Source organism: Cupriavidus mimosae (genome assembly GCF_023952485.1).
In the GTDB taxonomy this organism is placed as follows: domain Bacteria; phylum Pseudomonadota; class Gammaproteobacteria; order Burkholderiales; family Burkholderiaceae; genus Cupriavidus; species Cupriavidus taiwanensis_C.
Genome location: NZ_JALHRY010000017.1, coordinates 1 through 16249, shown reverse-complemented (window position 1 = coordinate 16249; position 16249 = coordinate 1). Strand labels below are relative to the sequence as shown.

17 protein-coding genes are annotated in these 16249 nt (G+C 63.7%); 10 read left to right on the top strand and 7 right to left on the bottom strand.

Annotated elements, in window-relative coordinates; all coding sequences use genetic code 11:
• Positions 1 to 101: 101 nt before the first annotated feature.
• Positions 102 to 1397, bottom strand: coding sequence for an NAD(P)/FAD-dependent oxidoreductase (locus MKD50_RS25230; RefSeq protein ID WP_240074393.1), 1296 nt, complete (start codon positions 1395 to 1397; stop codon positions 102 to 104).
• 37 nt (positions 1398 to 1434) lie between these two features.
• The gene (locus MKD50_RS25225; RefSeq protein WP_252669189.1) at positions 1435 to 2088 is read right to left on the bottom strand and encodes an HAD family hydrolase; all 654 of its coding nucleotides are present in this window, start codon (positions 2086 to 2088) and stop codon (positions 1435 to 1437) included.
• A gap of 129 nt (positions 2089 to 2217) precedes the next feature.
• Between MKD50_RS25225 and MKD50_RS25220 the strand changes: the two genes are divergently transcribed.
• The 4 genes from MKD50_RS25220 (at position 2218) to MKD50_RS25205 (ending at position 7037) form a co-directional block, all read left to right on the top strand.
• On the top strand, positions 2218 to 3210 hold the full coding sequence (locus tag MKD50_RS25220; protein WP_115706760.1) for a LysR family transcriptional regulator: 993 nt from the start codon (positions 2218 to 2220) through the stop codon (positions 3208 to 3210).
• Between the two features lie 349 nt (positions 3211 to 3559).
• A complete protein-coding gene (locus tag MKD50_RS25215; RefSeq protein ID WP_115706761.1) occupies positions 3560 to 4228 on the top strand; it encodes a haloacid dehalogenase type II in 669 nt (222 codons plus the stop codon).
• A 115-nt stretch (positions 4229 to 4343) separates the two neighbouring features.
• Positions 4344 to 6101: a dihydroxy-acid dehydratase gene (locus tag MKD50_RS25210; RefSeq protein WP_252669187.1), complete on the top strand. Its 1758-nt coding sequence runs from the start codon at positions 4344 to 4346 to the stop codon at positions 6099 to 6101.
• Between the two features lie 9 nt (positions 6102 to 6110).
• Positions 6111 to 7037 carry a 2-hydroxyacid dehydrogenase gene (locus tag MKD50_RS25205; protein WP_252669185.1) on the top strand — a complete coding sequence of 309 codons (927 nt, stop codon included), beginning with the start codon at positions 6111 to 6113 and terminating at the stop codon, positions 7035 to 7037.
• 46 nt (positions 7038 to 7083) lie between these two features.
• Here the strand turns inward: MKD50_RS25205 and pdxR are convergent, their stop codons facing one another.
• Positions 7084 to 8499, bottom strand: a complete 1416-nt coding sequence (pdxR, locus tag MKD50_RS25200; protein WP_252669183.1) for a MocR-like pyridoxine biosynthesis transcription factor PdxR — start codon at positions 8497 to 8499, stop codon at positions 7084 to 7086.
• A gap of 87 nt (positions 8500 to 8586) precedes the next feature.
• Between pdxR and MKD50_RS25195 the strand changes: the two genes are divergently transcribed.
• From MKD50_RS25195 to MKD50_RS25185, 3 genes are read left to right on the top strand one after another with little or no spacing between them, the layout of a single operon-like run.
• On the top strand, positions 8587 to 9003 hold the full coding sequence (locus MKD50_RS25195; protein WP_252669181.1) for a cupin domain-containing protein: 417 nt from the start codon (positions 8587 to 8589) through the stop codon (positions 9001 to 9003).
• A 9-nt stretch (positions 9004 to 9012) separates the two neighbouring features.
• Positions 9013 to 9468, top strand: a complete 456-nt coding sequence (locus tag MKD50_RS25190; protein WP_115706766.1) for a carboxymuconolactone decarboxylase family protein — start codon at positions 9013 to 9015, stop codon at positions 9466 to 9468.
• A gap of 56 nt (positions 9469 to 9524) precedes the next feature.
• Positions 9525 to 10511, top strand: coding sequence for a LysR family transcriptional regulator (locus MKD50_RS25185; protein ID WP_252669179.1), 987 nt, complete (start codon positions 9525 to 9527; stop codon positions 10509 to 10511).
• 21 nt (positions 10512 to 10532) lie between these two features.
• On the opposite strand, the gene MKD50_RS25180 is transcribed toward MKD50_RS25185, so the two are convergent.
• Complete coding sequence (locus MKD50_RS25180; RefSeq protein WP_252669177.1) at positions 10533 to 11000, bottom strand: Rid family hydrolase; 468 nt, start codon at positions 10998 to 11000, stop codon at positions 10533 to 10535.
• 268 nt (positions 11001 to 11268) lie between these two features.
• On the opposite strand from MKD50_RS25180, the gene MKD50_RS25175 reads away from it, so the two are divergent.
• The gene (locus MKD50_RS25175; protein ID WP_252669175.1) at positions 11269 to 12354 is read left to right on the top strand and encodes an alkene reductase; all 1086 of its coding nucleotides are present in this window, start codon (positions 11269 to 11271) and stop codon (positions 12352 to 12354) included.
• 183 nt (positions 12355 to 12537) lie between these two features.
• Here the strand turns inward: MKD50_RS25175 and MKD50_RS25170 are convergent, their stop codons facing one another.
• Both MKD50_RS25170 and MKD50_RS25165 read right to left on the bottom strand, forming a co-directional pair.
• Positions 12538 to 13431 carry a LysR family transcriptional regulator gene (locus MKD50_RS25170; RefSeq protein WP_240074409.1) on the bottom strand — a complete coding sequence of 298 codons (894 nt, stop codon included), beginning with the start codon at positions 13429 to 13431 and terminating at the stop codon, positions 12538 to 12540.
• 179 nt (positions 13432 to 13610) lie between these two features.
• Positions 13611 to 14096 (bottom strand): DUF6130 family protein, encoded by a 486-nt coding sequence (locus MKD50_RS25165; protein WP_115706771.1) that lies wholly within the window; start codon positions 14094 to 14096, stop codon positions 13611 to 13613.
• Positions 14097 to 14378: 282 nt separating this feature from the next.
• Between MKD50_RS25165 and MKD50_RS25160 the strand changes: the two genes are divergently transcribed.
• Entirely contained in the window at positions 14379 to 15356 is a 978-nt protein-coding gene (locus MKD50_RS25160) for an alpha/beta fold hydrolase (RefSeq protein WP_252669173.1), read from the top strand.
• A gap of 48 nt (positions 15357 to 15404) precedes the next feature.
• The gene (locus MKD50_RS25155) at positions 15405 to 15806 is read left to right on the top strand and encodes a cupin domain-containing protein (protein WP_252669171.1); all 402 of its coding nucleotides are present in this window, start codon (positions 15405 to 15407) and stop codon (positions 15804 to 15806) included.
• A gap of 73 nt (positions 15807 to 15879) precedes the next feature.
• On the opposite strand, the gene MKD50_RS25150 is transcribed toward MKD50_RS25155, so the two are convergent.
• A partial coding sequence (locus MKD50_RS25150) for an amino acid permease (RefSeq protein ID WP_252669170.1) occupies positions 15880 to 16249 on the bottom strand: 370 nt, incomplete at its 5' end.

Genomic DNA, 16249 nt, shown 5'->3' with positions numbered 1-16249 from the left:
CGGTGCACTCAGAGTTTCGACGACCAGGCCAGGCCGTGAACTGGCGCGGCTGAGCTTCGCTCAGCCATGCCTCCATGCGCGCCTGCATTGGAACGTGCACTTCAATCGAGCCGATAACCCGCCCCCAGCAGCCGCTCCAGACGCTGGGACAGTGCCATCGCGGCGGTTCGCGCAAAACCCTGCACCGACAGCACGTGACGTCGGTAGATGACACGGTGCACCAGCTTTGCCAGCGTGCCCTGTACCTGCCAGCCGTCGCCGGCGCCGGGCGCGAGCAGATGGCACAGCGCCATGTCGTCCGCCAACGAGATCACCGAACCCCGATCGCGAAACGTAAACCCGGCTACGGACTTGCCGGCGAGCACGCGTGGCAAGGCCCTGGCCAGGTAAATGGCCTGCTGATGCGCAACCTGTGCTCGCGTGGGAAGCTCTGCTTGTTCCCCAGCCGGGCGGAAGCTCGCGCAATCACCCAGGGCATAAATATGCTCGTCCTCCAGGCTCTGGAGCGTATCTCGCACCCGGACGCGCCCGTTGCGGGTGACCTGCAGGCCGATGTTCGACAGCACAGGCGCTACCGTGACGCCGGCGGTCCATACCGTCACGTCCGCGGCAATGGGGGCGGCATCCGCGATATGCAGGCAGTCGGGGCGGACCTCGGTGACGCGCGTGTTCAGCAGGATCTCGATACCCTGCGCCTGCAGCTCGGCGGTAGTCCTCTCGGCGAGGCGACGATCCATGCCCGGCAGAATGTTTCCGGAAGCTTCGACAAGCCGTACATCGGTGCCGTGGTCCGGATCGAGGGAATGGATGCCATACTGGCTCAGCACGCGCGACATCTGCCTCACCTGGGCAGCCAGTTGCACCCCGGTCGCTCCCGCACCGACGATGGCAACGCTGGCCCGCGCCGGACGGTCGGCCGCTGTTGCCTGCGACGACACGCGGCGCAGCGCATCCACGATGCGGGTCCGCGTACGCTCTGCACCTGCCACGCTGTCCAGCGCCAGCGCGTGCTCGCTCGCCCCCGGAACACCAAAGTACTGTGTGGTCCCGCCGATCGCCAACACCAAGGTGTCGTAGGCCAGCGTTGTCGCTTGCATGTCGCCATCATTTCCGGATGCCGTGATCTCCAGCGTGCGACTGTCGCGATCCAGCGAGGTGAACTCGCCTTGCACGAAGCGGAAACCGTAGCGGCGCGCCTGGAGGGCGAAGGACGTGTGGTGGATGTACGGTGCGAGCTTTCCCGTGGCGACTTCGTGCAGCAGGGGCTTCCACAGGTGCGTCCGATAGCGGTCCACCAGGACAATGTTGGCCAGACCGCGCTTGCCCAGTTGCTTGCCCAGCCGGGCTGCCAGCTGAAGGCCGGCGGTTCCGCCGCCGATAATGACGATCGTCTTCATTCCATCCCTCCGTATGCGTTGGTGGTGCCACGCCGGCTCATGCCGGGGCGGTCAATGTTCCTGGGCGCGTGTAGCGCGACGGCTGGCCCGGTGCGCCTTGCGTGAAGCGCATCTCGATGTCGTCGAACGATGGCCACGACGCGGCGGGCGCGTCGGAAAGGAAGGTTGCTCCATCGTCCTGCCGGCAGGACATGCCGTGGTGCAGCCGCATCAGCGGCATGCCGAGTGCGGCCGCGGCGCAGGCCTCGCCGGCATCTGCAGCGATGACCAACGCGCGGTCAGAAGGCACGTCGACGGCATGGAGCACCAGCCGCAGCAGGTCCGCGGGGCCATCGCCGCGGCCCAGCGAATCCGCCGTGGCGGTCACGGTAAAGCGATCGGCGGGCTGGTCATAGCGGTCGAGCAGGGCGCTCAGCATGCGGGACGACATCATCGTCACGATGGCAAGCCTGGCTCCGGCTTGCTCGGCTTCGCGCATCAGCTGCTCGGTTTGCCGGCGCACGGATAGTTTCGCGCCCGCTCCCGCCTGGACGAACGCCTCCTGATACGCCGCGCTGAAGTCTGCGCCAATTGCGCTGGCAGGCGCCGCTTCCGCCCGGGCCTGGGTGGCCGCTGCCAAGCCGGCTGCATGTTGCGCCTCGGTCTGGAACAGTACATGGTCGGCGGAAACAATCAGCAATTCGATCGACATGGTGGACTCCTGGATGGTTAGGCCGAACGCGAAAAGGGTAGGGCGGATCTGGTCTTGACGTTTGCACTGTACGCGGGAAAACTCATATTGAATAATTGAGAAACAAAGCCGACCGATAGGTTTTCTTATATGAATAAGACCACTACCTTCCGACAGCTCAATGCGATCGACGCGGTAGCGCGCCTTGGCGGCGTATCCCGCGCCGCCGAGGAGCTGCACCTGACCCAGCCCACGGTATCGCTGCAATTGCGGCTGCTCGAAGAAGCTACGGGCACGCCGCTGGTGCAGCGGTCTGGCCGCGGCTTGCTGATGACGCCCGCCGGGGAAGTGATGGCAGGCTACGCCAGCCAGATTCTCAAGCTATGGCGCGATGCGGTGGAGGAGGTGGCTGCCTTGCGCGGCGGCATTGCCGGGACCCTTCGCGTCGGCGCGATCACCACCGCTGAGTATCTGCTTCCGCAGATGCTGGTGGCGTTCACCCAATGCAATCCGGAGGTGAAGATCGTGCTACGGGTCGGCAACCGGGAAGAGATCGTCCGCATGCTGGGAATGCACGAGATCGACCTTGCCATCATCGGCCGCCCGCCTTCCGAGCTCAGGACGAATGCGGTGACCTTTGCCAAGCATCCGATGGCCTTCATTGCTGCTCCTGACCACCCGTTGATGTCACGGCGGCACAACACGTTGCACGATCTGCTGGCGGAAAACCTGCTGATCCGCGAACGCGGCTCAGGCACGCGCGATACCGTCGAGCGCTTGTTCCGCGAGGCGGGGCTGCGCTTGCCGCATGGATCCGAGCTGTCCAGCAACGCCGCAATCAAGCGCATGGTCTCCGCAGGGCTTGGCATCGCGTTTCTGTCGCTGCATGCCTGCACGCTCGAGTTTGAAGCGGGACTGATCGGCGTGCTGCCGCTGGCAGGAAATCCGGTGGAGCGCGACTGGTATGTGGCGCACCTGCCGGCGGTCCGATTGCCGCCGGTCGCGTCTGCATTCCGCGCGTTTCTGGTTGAGAACGGGCCTGAGGAGATCCATCGGCAACTCGAATCGTTCGATGGCATTCTCAAGCGGCTGCACCAGTCCGAACGTCGGCGAGCAAAGCTGAGGGGGAGCGCTCAGAAATAGGCCGGCACAATCCCGGCCATCCGCTCTGATGAAGGGCGAGAAGCCGTGGCAGCGCGCCGTCAGCGAGTCCTTTGGTGAGTCCTTTGGTGAGTCCATTGGCGAGAGCGCTTTCACGTTGGGATCGCGCCGCCTCCTCCTGATAAATCGCGGCGCACCCAGCCTGGGCCAGGGCGATCGAGCTTATTGGGGGGGCGTTCCGCAGAGTCTGCCAAGGGGGGCTCGAAGAATCGTTTTTTGTATCGAGTGGCTCGGACTTTCAACGTCATATGCTGTTTTCACCGTGCTGTAATGAAGTCGTGGTGCTGCGACGTATCACCGCATTTATCAACGGACTTTCAGGACTGCCCAAATGAGCTTCATGCGCCCTAAATACCTCACCTTCGACTGTTACGGCACGCTGACCAATTTTCAGATGGGTCCGCTGACCCGCGAGCTGTTCGCCGATCGCGTTGCCCCTGAGCAGATGGACCAGTTCGTCAAGGATTTCGCTGCTTATCGCCTGGATCAGGTGATGGGAGACTGGCGTCCTTATGACGAGATCCTCGATACCGCCATTTCCCGCGTGTGCAAGCGCTGGGGCGTGGAATATCGCGGCGAAGGGCAGCTTTACTACAACGCCGTGCCGACCTGGGGCCCGCATCCCGACGTGACGGCCGGCCTGGCGAAGATCGCCGACAAGATCCCGCTGGTGATCTTCTCTAACGCGATGGACGCACAGATCATGTCCAACGTCGACAAGCTGGGCGTGCCCTTCCACAAGGTATTCACCGCCCAACAGGCCCAGGCCTACAAGCCGCGCCTGCAGGCCTTCGAATACATGCTCGACAACCTCGGTTGCGGTCCGGAAGACGTGCTGCACGTTTCTTCGAGCTTCCGCTACGACCTGATGCCGGCTGAAGACATGAAGATCAAGAACAAGGCCTTCGTCGCCCGTGGTCATGAACAGCCGGGTAACGCTTGCTACAACTACCGCCAGATCGCTGATATCGGCGGGCTGGCCGGTCTGGTCGGCCTCTGACCAGCAATCGTCGCACCGCCTCGGCAAGAGGCGGTGCGACGTTATGCCGTATCCCCGGCATGCGGTAACTCTGCCTTATCAAATTTTCCCGAACAGTGGTCCACAAGGTGATCGCATGAGCGATAACGAAACAAAGAATGGTCGGCCGCTACGCAGCGCGCGCTGGTTTCGCAAGAATGATCTGCCTGGCTTCGTGCATCGTTCGACCTTGTCGACCGCCGGCTGGAGTCGCGAAGACCTGATGGAGCGCCCCGTCGTGGGCATTCTCAACACCTGGTCCGATATCAACCCGTGCAATCTCAATCTACGCACCCTTGCCGAAGAGGCAAGAGTCGGGATTCTCGAGGCAGGCGGCATCCCGTTCGAGGTGCCCTTGATGTCGATCAGCGAGAACATCATCAAGCCGACCTCCTTCCCGTTTCGCAACCTGCTGGCGATGGAAGCCGAGGAGACCATTCGCGGCTATCCCTTCGATGCGGTGGTGCTGCTCGGCGGATGTGACAAGACGCAGCCGGCACTCCTGATGGGGGCCGCCAGCGCTGGCGTTCCGTTCATATTCCTCGCCAGCGGCCCGGCCACGCCCCGCTCGGCGAGTGGCGGAAACCTGGCGAACGCTACCGGTGTCTGGCGTCTGGTCGACCAACTGCGTGCAGGAGAACTCTCGGAAGGCGATTTCGCCGCGTTCGAGCGAAGCGTGATGGGGACGCCCGGCCACTGTGCAGAAATGGGTACCGCTTCTTCGATGGCGGTCATCTGCGAGGCACTGGGTGTGTCGCTGCCCGGTAGCAGCCTGGTGCCGGCGGTCGACCGGCGTCGTCATCAGCTCGCCCGCGAGGTGGGGCGTCGTAGCGTGCGCATGGCCGCCGATGGCAGCCCGCGCCCGAGCGAGGTTCTCGATGCGAGAGCCTTTGACAATGCCATTACCCTGCTGTGCGCGGTGGGTGGGTCGACCAACGTCATCATCCACCTGCTAGCGCTCGCCGGCCGCGTCGGCGTACCGCTGACTCTGGAGCGTTTCGACGAGATCGCCAGGCGCGTGCCTCTGATCGCCAACGTCCAGCCCGCCGGTGAACACCTGACTGAGCGACTGATGGCCGCGGGGGGCGTACCGGCCCTGCTCAAGACCCTCGAGCCCTTGCTGCATCTCGATGCGCGCACCGTCGACGGTCGCACGGTCGGCGCGGTTCTCGAGACGGCGGAAGTCTTCGATAGCGATGTGATCCGCCCGCTGGGCAAACCGGTCAAGCCTGGCGAGACGATGGTCGTGGTAAAAGGCAACCTGGCGCCCAACGGTGCGGTGATGAAGACCTGTGCGGCGAATCCCAAGCTGTTCCGCCATCGCGGCCCGGCGGTGGTGTTCGAAGACGTACAGACCATCGCCGACCAGATCGATAACCCTGAACTCGGCATCGACGAGAACAGCGTGCTCATTCTGCGCAATGCCGGGCCCGTGGGCGCGGCGATGCCGGAGTGGGGCATGCTGCCCCTGCCGCGCCATCTGATGGAGCGCGGCGTGCGCGACATGCTCCGCATCTCCGATGCGCGAATGAGCGGTACCGCCTATGGTGCCGCCGTGCTGCATGTTTCTCCCGAGGCTGCGGTCGGTGGTCCGCTGGCTCTGGTGCGGGACGGCGACATCATCGAGCTCGACGTCGCCGCGCGGCGACTGGAACTCTGCGTCGAACCGGATGAACTCGAACGTCGGCGCCAGGCATGGCAGGCGCCGCCGTCCCAGCACGTGCGTGGCTACCGCAATCTATATAACCAACACATCGAGCAGGCTCATCTGGGCTGCGACTTTGATTTTCTCCGTGGCGCCAACGAGGACACCCTTCCCGAGGGGCTGTTCGATGGCTGGGTAGGCGGCTGGTAGGACCCTGGCATGAGTATTCTTTATCGATCAGATGCCGCTCGCGCTGCAGCTTGGGCGCGCTACTTCGCCGAGCACGCACCCGACCTCGACTTTCGGGTCTGGCCCGATGCCGGCGACCTCGCCGAGGTCGAATACCTGATCGCCTGGCAGGCACCCGCCGAGCTCATCGCCAGGCTGCCTCGGCTGAAGGTGTTCTTCTCCTCCGGAGCCGGTGTCGATCATGTCGATTTTTCCGCACTGCCCGAGCACGTTCCCATTGTCAGGATGGTCGAGCCAGGGATTATCAACGGCATGGTCGAATATGTCAGCCTGGCCGTTCTGGCGCTGCATCGCGACTTCTTCGACTACGTGGCGGCGAAGGCGGCGCGCATCTGGGATCCGTTGGAGGTACCGCCTGCCTCGGCCCGCACGATCGGCGTGATGGGCATGGGCGCGTTGGGGTGTGCCGTGCTGGAGCGGCTGGCGAGCTACGGCTTCAACCTGCGCGGATGGAACCGCTCCGTGCGCGAGGTCGAGGGCGTGGAGAGCTTCGCCGGCCCGGATCAGTTGCAACCCTTTCTCGCAGGGTGCGACATCCTGATCTGCCTGTTGCCGCTCACCCCGGCCACCAGGGGCATCCTGAATCGCGAACTGTTTTCGCTGCTGCCTGCCGGTGCGGCGCTGATCAATGTCGGGCGCGGTCCGCATCTGGTCGATGCGGATCTGCTTGAGGCCTTGGATTCGGGTCGGCTATCGCGCGCGATTCTCGACGTGGCCGAGCCTGAGCCTTTGCCTGCGGAGCATCCTTTCTGGACCCATCCGCGGGTATTTCTGACGCCCCATGTGGCGAGCATGACCCAGCCCGAATCGGCTGCGCCGATCCTGCTGGAGAACGTTCGTCGACATCAGCGGGGTGAGCCGCTCGCGGACGTTATCGACCGCTTGCGCGGCTATTGAGGTTAGCGGGCCTTGCATGGGTCAGGACGAATGCGGTGGCCGTCAACTACGAGAATTTGCGGATCAATTGCTGCAAGCGGTCGCAGGCAGCGGGAACCTGGTGCTCAATCGCCGTCGCGACACCAAGCAACAGGCCGGACCGTTGCGTGGAAGCAGAGCAGAACCAGCCCGATAACGGTGCGGGCGCCAGCCCGTAGGCATAGGCTTCCCTGGCGATCCTCTGGTCGTCGGCGCCGTCCGGCAGTCTCACCACTACGGCGAGGCCGGCCGCATAAGCCTGGAATTCCCTGGTGTTGAGCGCAGCCAGAAGCGCATCGCTGCGGGCTGCGTAAATGCGTTTCATGCGGCGCAGGTGCCGCAGATAGTGCCCATCCCGCATAAACTCGGCGGTCGCCATTTGCACCGCCGGCCCTGGCGCGGAAGCGAGGCAGGCGACGACTTCTTCGAAGCGCGATACCAGGCCAGGCGGCACGACCACGAAGCCGAGCCGCAGCGTGGGGCTGAGTGTCTTGCTGAAGGACCCGATATGGATGACCCGCCCGGCCCGATCCTGCGATGCCAGTGCGGGAGCCGCGCGACGCCTGAGCTGGAGTTCGCCAAGGTAATCGTCCTCGATGATCCAGGCGCCCGTGCGACTGGCCCATTCGAGGAGTTGCACGCGGCGACCGAGTGACAGGGTCGGGCCCAGTGGCGCCTGCTGACCCGCAGTGACCAGCGCCACCGCGGCATCCGGTGCATGCGCCTCGCCGTAGCCGACGTCGATGCCGTCTTCATCGACCGGGATGGGAACGGTCGTGAGCCGGGACAGTGCCATGGCTCTGCGACTGGGAAGAAAGCCCGGGTTCTCGACCCAGGCCTGCCGTCCTTCGGGCTGGATTACCCGCAGCGTGACACCGAGCGCGCCGGTAAACCCTGCGGTAATGAAGACCTGCGACGGCTGGCAATCTATGGCCCGGGACAATGCCAGGTGCGCCGCGATCTCTCTGCGGAGTTCGTGCTCGCCGCGCGGATCCGGGTAGGTCGCCGGCGCCTCCACCTCGTCACGTGCCGCCCGCGATCGCAGCCGTGCGAACAAGGGGGCAGGGAAGCAGTCCGATGCCGGCACGCCCATCTGGAACACTGCGGGACCCGGCAGGAAATGCTGGTACAGCCCCGAGCGCAGATCGGTCTCGACCGAACGCACTTGTCCCGCGTGGGGCCTTGCGGCCGTGGCCTGTGCGGAAACCCTGGTGCCGCCGGCACGCGATGAAACCACCAATTGCGCATCGGTCAGGCGCTCGTAGGCAGTCTTGACAGTGCCTCGCGCCACGCCAAGCTGGGCCGCGAGGTCGATCCACGACGGCAACCTGGCGCCTGGAACCAGTACGCCACTCTCGATCGCACCGGTGATACCCAGCCGTATCTGTTCCGCCAGTGAGGTTCTGGACGCACGGTCCAGCTTCAGATCCAGGATCTTGGTCATCGCCTCTGGTGCATTCAAAAATTGCGTTTTTGGTTCTTTCTTGTGAACCAGGTGAGGTGCATGATTCTAGCCTCCAAGGAGCCAAACATGAAACCGCAACGCATTCTTCTTTCCCTGCTGGCGGCAACGGGTATGGCCTTTGCCGGGGTCGCAGCGGCGCACGGCACTGGCGACACGGTGAAGCCCAATTTCTCGAAGGAGATCCCCAATATCCCGGGCAAGTCGCTCATTGCTGTCGAGGTTTTCTATCCGCCCGGTGGTGCTTCGCTGCCGCACACCCATGCCAGGTCCTCGTTCATCTATGCCTACGTCGTTTCGGGCAGCATCGCCAGCAAGGTGAACGACGAGCCGGAACGTATCTACAAGGCCGGGGAGAGCTTCTTCGAGAATCCGGGCTCCCGCCATCCGGTGAGCCGCAATGCGAGCAAGACCAGGCCGGCAAAGCTGCTGGCCGTGTTCGTAGTCGATACGGCCGACCAGGAACTGACCATCTACGACAACTAGGAGTTTGAAATGAGACTGGACTACACCAAGGTATCGGCGGGCGGCGTCAAGGCATTTGGCGGTGTATACGGCTATGTCATGCAATCGGGCCTGGAAGACGTGCTGGTCGACCTGGTCTATCTGCGCGTAAGCCAGATCAATGGGTGCGCGTATTGCCTCGACATGCATACGCGCGACCTGATCAAGAAGGGCGTTACGCCGGCAAAGCTCGCGCTTGTGCAGGCCTGGCAGGAAGCGGGGCCGTTGTTCAGCGAACGCGAGCAGGCGGCGCTGGCCTGGACGGAATCCGTCACCCGCGTCGCTGACACCCATGTGCCCGACGAAGACTTTCGACGGGCCGCGGCGGTGTTCAGCGAAAAAGAACTCGCCGACCTCACCATGGCCATCGGGCTGATGAATGCCTATAATCGGCTCGCCATCAGCTTCCGCCGTGCCCCCGAATCTGCCCTCGCTGCTGCAGCCTGAAGCAGTCGGGTCCCGAACACCGGGCGGATCTCGATGCCATCGCGGGAGCCACCAACGTGCAATCGACATCCCCAGATAGCGTGCCGGGCAATGACGCGCGCGAGCGCGCAGGGCGGGCGTCGGGCGACGCCGCCCAGCGCCTGTCCTGGGACGACCTGCGCATCATCAAGACGCTCAGCGAAAGCGGCAGTCGTGCGATCGCCGCCAGCAAGCTGGGCATCAACGTATCCACGGTGTCGCGCCGGGTGGCGCAGGCCGAAGCGGCGCTCGGCGTCACGCTGTTCGACCGGCGGCGTGCCGGCTACAGGCTCACGGCCGAGGGATTGGAGTTGCGCGCGCTGTGCGAGCGCGTCGAGCTCGATGTCGTCAGCGTCGCCAGACGTGTCTCGCGCGGCCTGCACGGACCGCTGGGGACATTGCGGATCACGACCAGCGACTCTCTGTTGCTGTACTTCCTCACGCCCATCATCGCGGACTTCAAAACGCGCAATGCCGCGGTGGCGGTCGAGGTGCTGGTCGGCAACGGCGCCCTGAACCTTGCCCGCGACGAATCCGATATTGCATTCCGGGCGACCCGGCGCCCGTCGGAAAGCCTGATCGGTCGAAAGCTCGCGACCATCGCGTGGGCGCCTTACGGCTGTGCGACGCAGTTCGGCCGCAACGTGCCCGCGGCCGATGGCCTCTACGATCGCGCGTGGGTATCCTATGCGGGCCAATTGTCCGCTCTCAAGGCATCTCAATACGTCGAGCGCCGGGTCGCCTCCGCCAATATTTCATACCGTTCCGACTCCGTCGCAGCGGTCAGCGCGGCCATCGCAGCCGGGCTCGGCGTGGGGTTTCTGCCGTGCATGCTGGGAGATATCATGCCCGGGCTGGTGCGCGTCGGTCCCGTCGTGCCCGAGCTGCGGGATGAACTCTGGCTGCTCACCCATCCGGATATCCGAAGGTCCCGGCGCGTTCAGGCGTTCATGAGCTTCTGCGCAGCCGCTGTCGCCGAGCGCAAGGCATTGATCGAGGGCCGGGAGCCTGTCGGCGGCGCGTAGGCCGAAGCCCGGCCGCCGCGGTCAGGCTGCCGCCGCCGGCCTCAGCACCGCCTTGCAGGCGATCTCAATCAATTGCGGTGCCATGGCCAGCCTGGAAACGCCGATCAGATTGCTTGCGCATTGCGGCCGTTCGGTGCCGTAGGCCTCCTTGCGCACCGTGCCGGCGGCAGCGAATGCCGCATCCACGTCGAGCACATACAGCGTTTCCTCCACCACGTTGTCGAGTGTGGCGCCGAAGCGCGCAAGAATGCCCGACAGGTTTTCGTAGGTGGCGCGCATCTGGGCTTCCATCATGGAAAAATCGCGCGGCCGGCCGCTTGCGTCGAGGGATGCCGGCGCCACCAGGTTGCCGCTGCTGTCGTGGCTGAGCTGGCCGGAAACATAGATATCGTTACCCACCTGCACCGCCTGCGCATAGCCGTATGCCTCTTCCCACGGGACACCCCAGTAGGTCGCCTTCTTGTCGATTGAACGCGCATTGCCAACCATGATCTGCTCCTTGGGCGAAGGACCGCCAGGGAGAGACGATCCAGCAGCCAGACTAGCATTGCGGGGCAATCCGATGCGCGGCATTTGTGCATTTTCAACGCGCAAGAATGCGATCAGATCTCGAGCGGGATCTCCGGCGGTCGAAGGAGGAGTGATCCAGATATGGGATGAGGTGTCTGATTTTTGCGGTCTACCGCCCTTATCCGGAACGGTCTAACGTTCACACCACGCGTCAGGCGCTCTTCCATTCATCCTTCTGGAGTAATCAATGACCACCATCTGGGATCCCGTCCGCGTAGGGCGCATGACCCTGAAGCATCGACTGGCTATGTCTGCGCTTACGCGCAGTCGCGCGCTATCCGATGGCACGCCGGGACCGCTGGCTGCCGAATACTATGCGCAACGGGCCTCGCTTGGACTGCTGATTACCGAAGGCACGCAGCCATCGGAGGACGGGCAAGGGTTTCCCAATTCCCCTGGCATCCATACCGAGGCGCATGTCGCCGCCTGGCGCAAGGTAGCCGATGCGGTGCACGCTGAAGGCGGTCACCTGTTCATCCAGCTTATGCATGCAGGCCGCATGTCGCACCCGGCCAATACACCACACGGCCGGCAGGCCGTTGCGCCATCGGCAATTGCGCCGAACGTCGAGCTCTACACCCCCTCGGGCATGCTTCCGGTTCCGATGCCGCGTGCCTTGACGCAAGTGGAGCTGCTGGCCACCATTTCGGACTTTCGACGTGCTGCCGCAATGGCGGTGGAAGCGGGGGCCGACGGCGTGGAAATCCACGGCGCCAACGGCTACCTGATTCAGCAATTCCTCGCTCCTAACGCCAACACGCGCATGGACAACTATGGCGGTTCGATCCCGAACCGGATCCGGTTCGCGATGGAAGTCGCGGCCGCGGTATCGGCCGAGATCGGCGCCGATCGCACCGGCATCCGCCTGTCGCCCGGGTCGCGCCTGGGTGGCATCGACGAGGGCGAGCATTATGGCGACTTGTACCGTCATCTGGTTGGCGAACTGGCGCAGCTCGACCTTGCCTACCTGCATCTCGCGCACGGCGGCGACGAGCCATTGCTGAAGGACATTCGCGCCATCTGGCGCGGAATACTGCTTGTCAATCGAATCAACCGGCCGGTCGATGCCGTCGGAAAGGATATTGAAGCAGGACTGGCGGATATGGCCCCGATTGGGCGATGGGCGCTTGCCAATCCTGACGTCGTGGACCGGCTTCGCATCGGCGAACCGATGAATGAGGCCGACCAAATGACGTTCTACGGCGGAGGTGCCGAGGGTTACACCGACTATCCCAGGCTGGCCACGTCGAACGTTGCGGCCAAGGTAGCCTGATCGCCGGCGATTCGGTGGCCGAGAGGGCGCAGACTCGTCCGCCTCGGATACGGGCGCCACAATGGTGCTCCATATGGAGCGTTGAGCCATCCTGCGGGATAGCTCTTTTTTGTTTGCTTGCCAATGCGCGTGGCCGGTGACGGTGCTGGTTCTATCCGTCGGCGGTAACACGGGTTGCCAGCATCATCGCGCCGCAAACAGTTTCCGCGCAGGAAACGCGTTGCTCAGATAGTCGATGAAGGCGTTGACTTTTGAACTCGAGAGCCGTCGGGATGAATGCAATACCCACAACTCAATGGGGCGGTCCGGGACAGGACCCCATATGTTCAATGCTGCCTCGTCTACGCATGGCAAGGTGAGCAACGAGCGCGGCAGCAGGCCAACACCGGCACCAGCCAGCACCGCATCGCGAACCGGAATAAGCGACGACATGCGCAGGCGTTCCCGCGGATTGAGCGTGATTTGCCGGCCTTCATGCGTGAAGGTCCAATGCCCGCTGTCGAAGCCACTGGCGAGCACCACGGCCGGGACGTCGAAGACATCGCCGTCCTGACCGTCCGGAACTGGCATCGAGGCGGGCGCGACTACCAGCATCTCGTCACGCGCAAAACAGCGCCCCACCAGCATTTCGTTAGGCCGTGGATTCACCCGTATGGCCACATCGTAGTTCTCTTCGACCAGATCGACATTGCGGTCCTCGGCGTTGATTTCCAGCACCACATCGGGGTAGGCGCTGGCGAAGCCAGCGGCAAGCTTGCCGATCATGGTGTGGGAAAACAGCACTGGCGCGCTGATGCGCAGGCGTCCTCTGGGTGTCGACAAGCCCGTTGCGGCAAGGTCCCCGGCTTCCAGGATTTCCGCCACGAGCGGATGCGTGCGTTCGTACAGCGCGCGGCCTGCCTCGGTGAGCTTGAGCGATCGGGTGCCGCGCTCGAACAGCCGTACACCGAGGCTGTCCTCCAGATCCATCACGCGCCGGGACAGCGTCGCCTTGGGGCGGCCGCTGTATCGGCTGGCCTTGCCGAAGCCTCCTTGCGCAGCAACCAGATTGAAGTCAGCCAGGGCCGCCAGATCCACGGTAGGTCCAATGTTGAGCTTGTTGCCAAATCTTACCTTCCTTATCCAGCAAATGAAAACGTTGTGCGGGTGGGGAACGTGTGACTACCCGGCGCGTAGCCCACCGTCATGGTGGCTGGTGGCGATTTGCCATAAAGCCGGTCGCTGCCAGTGCGCGCTACCGACAGGCTTGAATCCGATCAATGCCGGTGGGGTCCGGACGCGGATGCCGGCGCCGAGCCCGAGGCCTTGACGTCAGGCACCGTGACGGTGACCACCTCGGTGGCGAGGATCTTGTGGCCGGGATCGGCCAGCTCCAGGCGCAGCCTGTGCGGCCCCGGCGTGAGGCCGACCACGATGATCGGATCCTCGCTTGTATGTGCCCAGGTGCCGGGAGTATCGTCAACCGTCACGTGCAAGTGCCCGATGCGAGGCGAGATCCCGGCGGCGGCATTGCCGAATATCGGCATGACGCGGAAATTCTCGGTGCGAAACTGGACGATGACTACGCCGCGCGCGAGCGGCTCCGGCAGCGCCGCATAGGGCAGCAACTTTGGTGCGGGTTCGCTGCCGAGGGGAAGAATGGCAGGCGGGCGGATGGCGTCTTGTGCAGGTTGCGCGCAGACACTCGCGCAGAACGCGGCTGCAATGGCGGCGGCTGAAAGGGACTTGACGATAGGGTGCATGGCGTTTTCCTTTGATGCGGAGGGTTGCCTCCACACGCACATCCAGGTCGGATGTGACGGGCGATTTCAGGATAGGCCTTGCATCTGAACACGCCGCCGCGGCGGGCTGTCGGCAGTTTTGTATGACAACGTAGCGGCACAACCTGCAGATACGAACTAATACATCAGGTGCCACCGTTCGCTACAGCAGGGATACATCCGCATCGTTCAATGCTGGCTATGCAACGTATATCCGCGCGTTGGTCGGTTTGCCTGCAAACCACCAGGCAGGAGGGAGATGACATGAGCAAGACATTGACAGTTCGCAGTGCACTAAGACTCACGGCCGCCGGCGCTGTAGCGTTGGCCGCCACGCTGTTCATTGGCGGCGCCCGCGCAGCGGCGCCACCACCACCCGTGCCGGAAATCGGCTTCATCCAGGTCAGCCCCGATATCAAGTTGAGGCGCCTGATCGTCCGCAATGCCGAGCGAAAGGGCACGGTGCTGTTCCTGCATGGATTCCCCGAGACGCTGTACGCGTGGAAGGAAATTGCCGCGCAACTTGGCCAGGACTACGAGGCCCATGCGTTCGACTGGCCGGGCTATGGCGGCTCCTCCCGTCCCGCGACCGACAGGTTTGCATACGCACCCAGGGATTATGCAAAGGTGCTCAAGGACTACATCGCCACGGCAGACATCGACAAGCACAACCTGGTGATCTACGCGACCGACATTGGCGCCTTGCCGGCCCTGCTGGCGGCCCTCGACGACCCGGCCATCGCCAGGCGCATTGTTGTCGGTGACTTTGCGCCATTCAACCGTCCGCAGTTTATGCAGGAGCGCCTGCAAGGGCTCAAGGAACCCGCCGCCGCCGACGCGATTCATGCCGCGTTCAACCGCACACGCGACGAAATTCTGCAGAACGCATTTACCCGCGGACTTCCCGAGTCCTCGCACTTTGCATTGACCCCGGAATTCAGGGCCGACATCGCCTTCGGCTGGCAAAACGGCGCGCTGACGTCTGCCGATGCGTTCTACCACTACTACTCTCATTTCACGCGTGACCAGGACTACTTTGAGGCGAACCTGGGCAAGCTGAGAACGCCTGTCAGCGTGATCTGGGGCGAGAAGGACATCTATATCCGCAAGGAGATGGGCGAGGAACTGGCGGGTCGCGCCGGCCTGGAGATGAAGGTCTTGCCCGGCCTTGGCCATTATCCGCACCTGCAGGACAAGGCTGCGACGGTTTCAGAAGTACAAGCCGCGTTCGACGCGCGCTAGACCATGCGATTTGCATATATCTCAATCCGAACAGGAGGACCATCCGAAATGAATCTCGCCAAGTTTGCAACCGCCGCCATGACCGTCGCCGGCCTTGCCGCAACGTTCCACCACGCCCACGCACAGGCACCGGGGATCCATCGGGCTGACCTGGTCAGCCATGAACTCAGCGTCGCGGGCAAGGAAGGCATTCAGGTTCGGGTGGATTTTGAACCGGGTGCGTTCGCGCCCAGGCACGCACACCCGGGTGAAGAGATTGCCCATGTGTTGCAGGGCAGCCTTGAGTATCAGCTTGGCGATCAGCGGCCGGTGACGCTGAAGGCAGGGGAATCGCTGTTCATCCCGGCAGGCACGCCGCATTCAGCACGGAATGTTGGCAGCGGCCTGGCATCGGAACTGGCAACCTATATCGTCACGAAGGGTTCGCCGCTGGTGGTGCCCGCGAAATAAGGTTCCCGGCGGCTGACGGGGAGGGCGTGGAGGACTTGTGATTCCAGGGGGCGTTTCGCCCCCATACTGGCGTCTACCTGGCGGCGCTGTGCAATACGGCATTGCGCCGCGCATAGGCGAAGTAGATCACCAGCCCCAGCGCCAGCCACACCAGGAAGGCGGCCCAGGTCAGCGCCTGCAGGTGCGCCATCAAAAACAGGCAGAAGCCGATCGACAGCAGCGGCACCACCGGCACGCCCGGGCAGCGGAACGCGCGCGGCAGTTCGGGCCGGGTCTTGCGCAGCACCAGCACCGCCACCGAGATCAGGGTGAAGGCGGCCAGCGTGCCGATATTGATCAGCTCCGCCAGCACGTTCAGCGGCACGAAGGCGGCAATCGCGGCAAATACCACGCCCACGGTCCAGGTGGCGAAGTACGGCGTGGCATGCACCGGGTGCACAGAC

What these genes read in the sequence shown, in the direction of transcription:
- MKD50_RS25220 (WP_115706760.1), top strand. Translation starts at nt 2,218, where the DNA reads ATGAATAAGACCACTACCTTCCGACAGCTCAATGCGATCGACGCGGTA.
- MKD50_RS25205 (WP_252669185.1), top strand. Translation starts at nt 6,111, where the DNA reads ATGAGTATTCTTTATCGATCAGATGCCGCTCGCGCTGCAGCTTGGGCG.
- MKD50_RS25160 (WP_252669173.1), top strand. Translation starts at nt 14,379, where the DNA reads ATGAGCAAGACATTGACAGTTCGCAGTGCACTAAGACTCACGGCCGCC.
- MKD50_RS25180 (WP_252669177.1), bottom strand. Translation starts at nt 11,000, where the DNA reads ATGGTTGGCAATGCGCGTTCAATCGACAAGAAGGCGACCTACTGGGGT.
- MKD50_RS25195 (WP_252669181.1), top strand. Translation starts at nt 8,587, where the DNA reads ATGAAACCGCAACGCATTCTTCTTTCCCTGCTGGCGGCAACGGGTATG.
- MKD50_RS25210 (WP_252669187.1), top strand. Translation starts at nt 4,344, where the DNA reads ATGAGCGATAACGAAACAAAGAATGGTCGGCCGCTACGCAGCGCGCGC.
- MKD50_RS25175 (WP_252669175.1), top strand. Translation starts at nt 11,269, where the DNA reads ATGACCACCATCTGGGATCCCGTCCGCGTAGGGCGCATGACCCTGAAG.
- MKD50_RS25225 (WP_252669189.1), bottom strand. Translation starts at nt 2,088, where the DNA reads ATGTCGATCGAATTGCTGATTGTTTCCGCCGACCATGTACTGTTCCAG.
- MKD50_RS25155 (WP_252669171.1), top strand. Translation starts at nt 15,405, where the DNA reads ATGAATCTCGCCAAGTTTGCAACCGCCGCCATGACCGTCGCCGGCCTT.
- MKD50_RS25230 (WP_240074393.1), bottom strand. Translation starts at nt 1,397, where the DNA reads ATGAAGACGATCGTCATTATCGGCGGCGGAACCGCCGGCCTTCAGCTG.
- MKD50_RS25190 (WP_115706766.1), top strand. Translation starts at nt 9,013, where the DNA reads ATGAGACTGGACTACACCAAGGTATCGGCGGGCGGCGTCAAGGCATTT.
- pdxR (WP_252669183.1), bottom strand. Translation starts at nt 8,499, where the DNA reads ATGACCAAGATCCTGGATCTGAAGCTGGACCGTGCGTCCAGAACCTCA.
- MKD50_RS25165 (WP_115706771.1), bottom strand. Translation starts at nt 14,096, where the DNA reads ATGCACCCTATCGTCAAGTCCCTTTCAGCCGCCGCCATTGCAGCCGCG.
- MKD50_RS25215 (WP_115706761.1), top strand. Translation starts at nt 3,560, where the DNA reads ATGAGCTTCATGCGCCCTAAATACCTCACCTTCGACTGTTACGGCACG.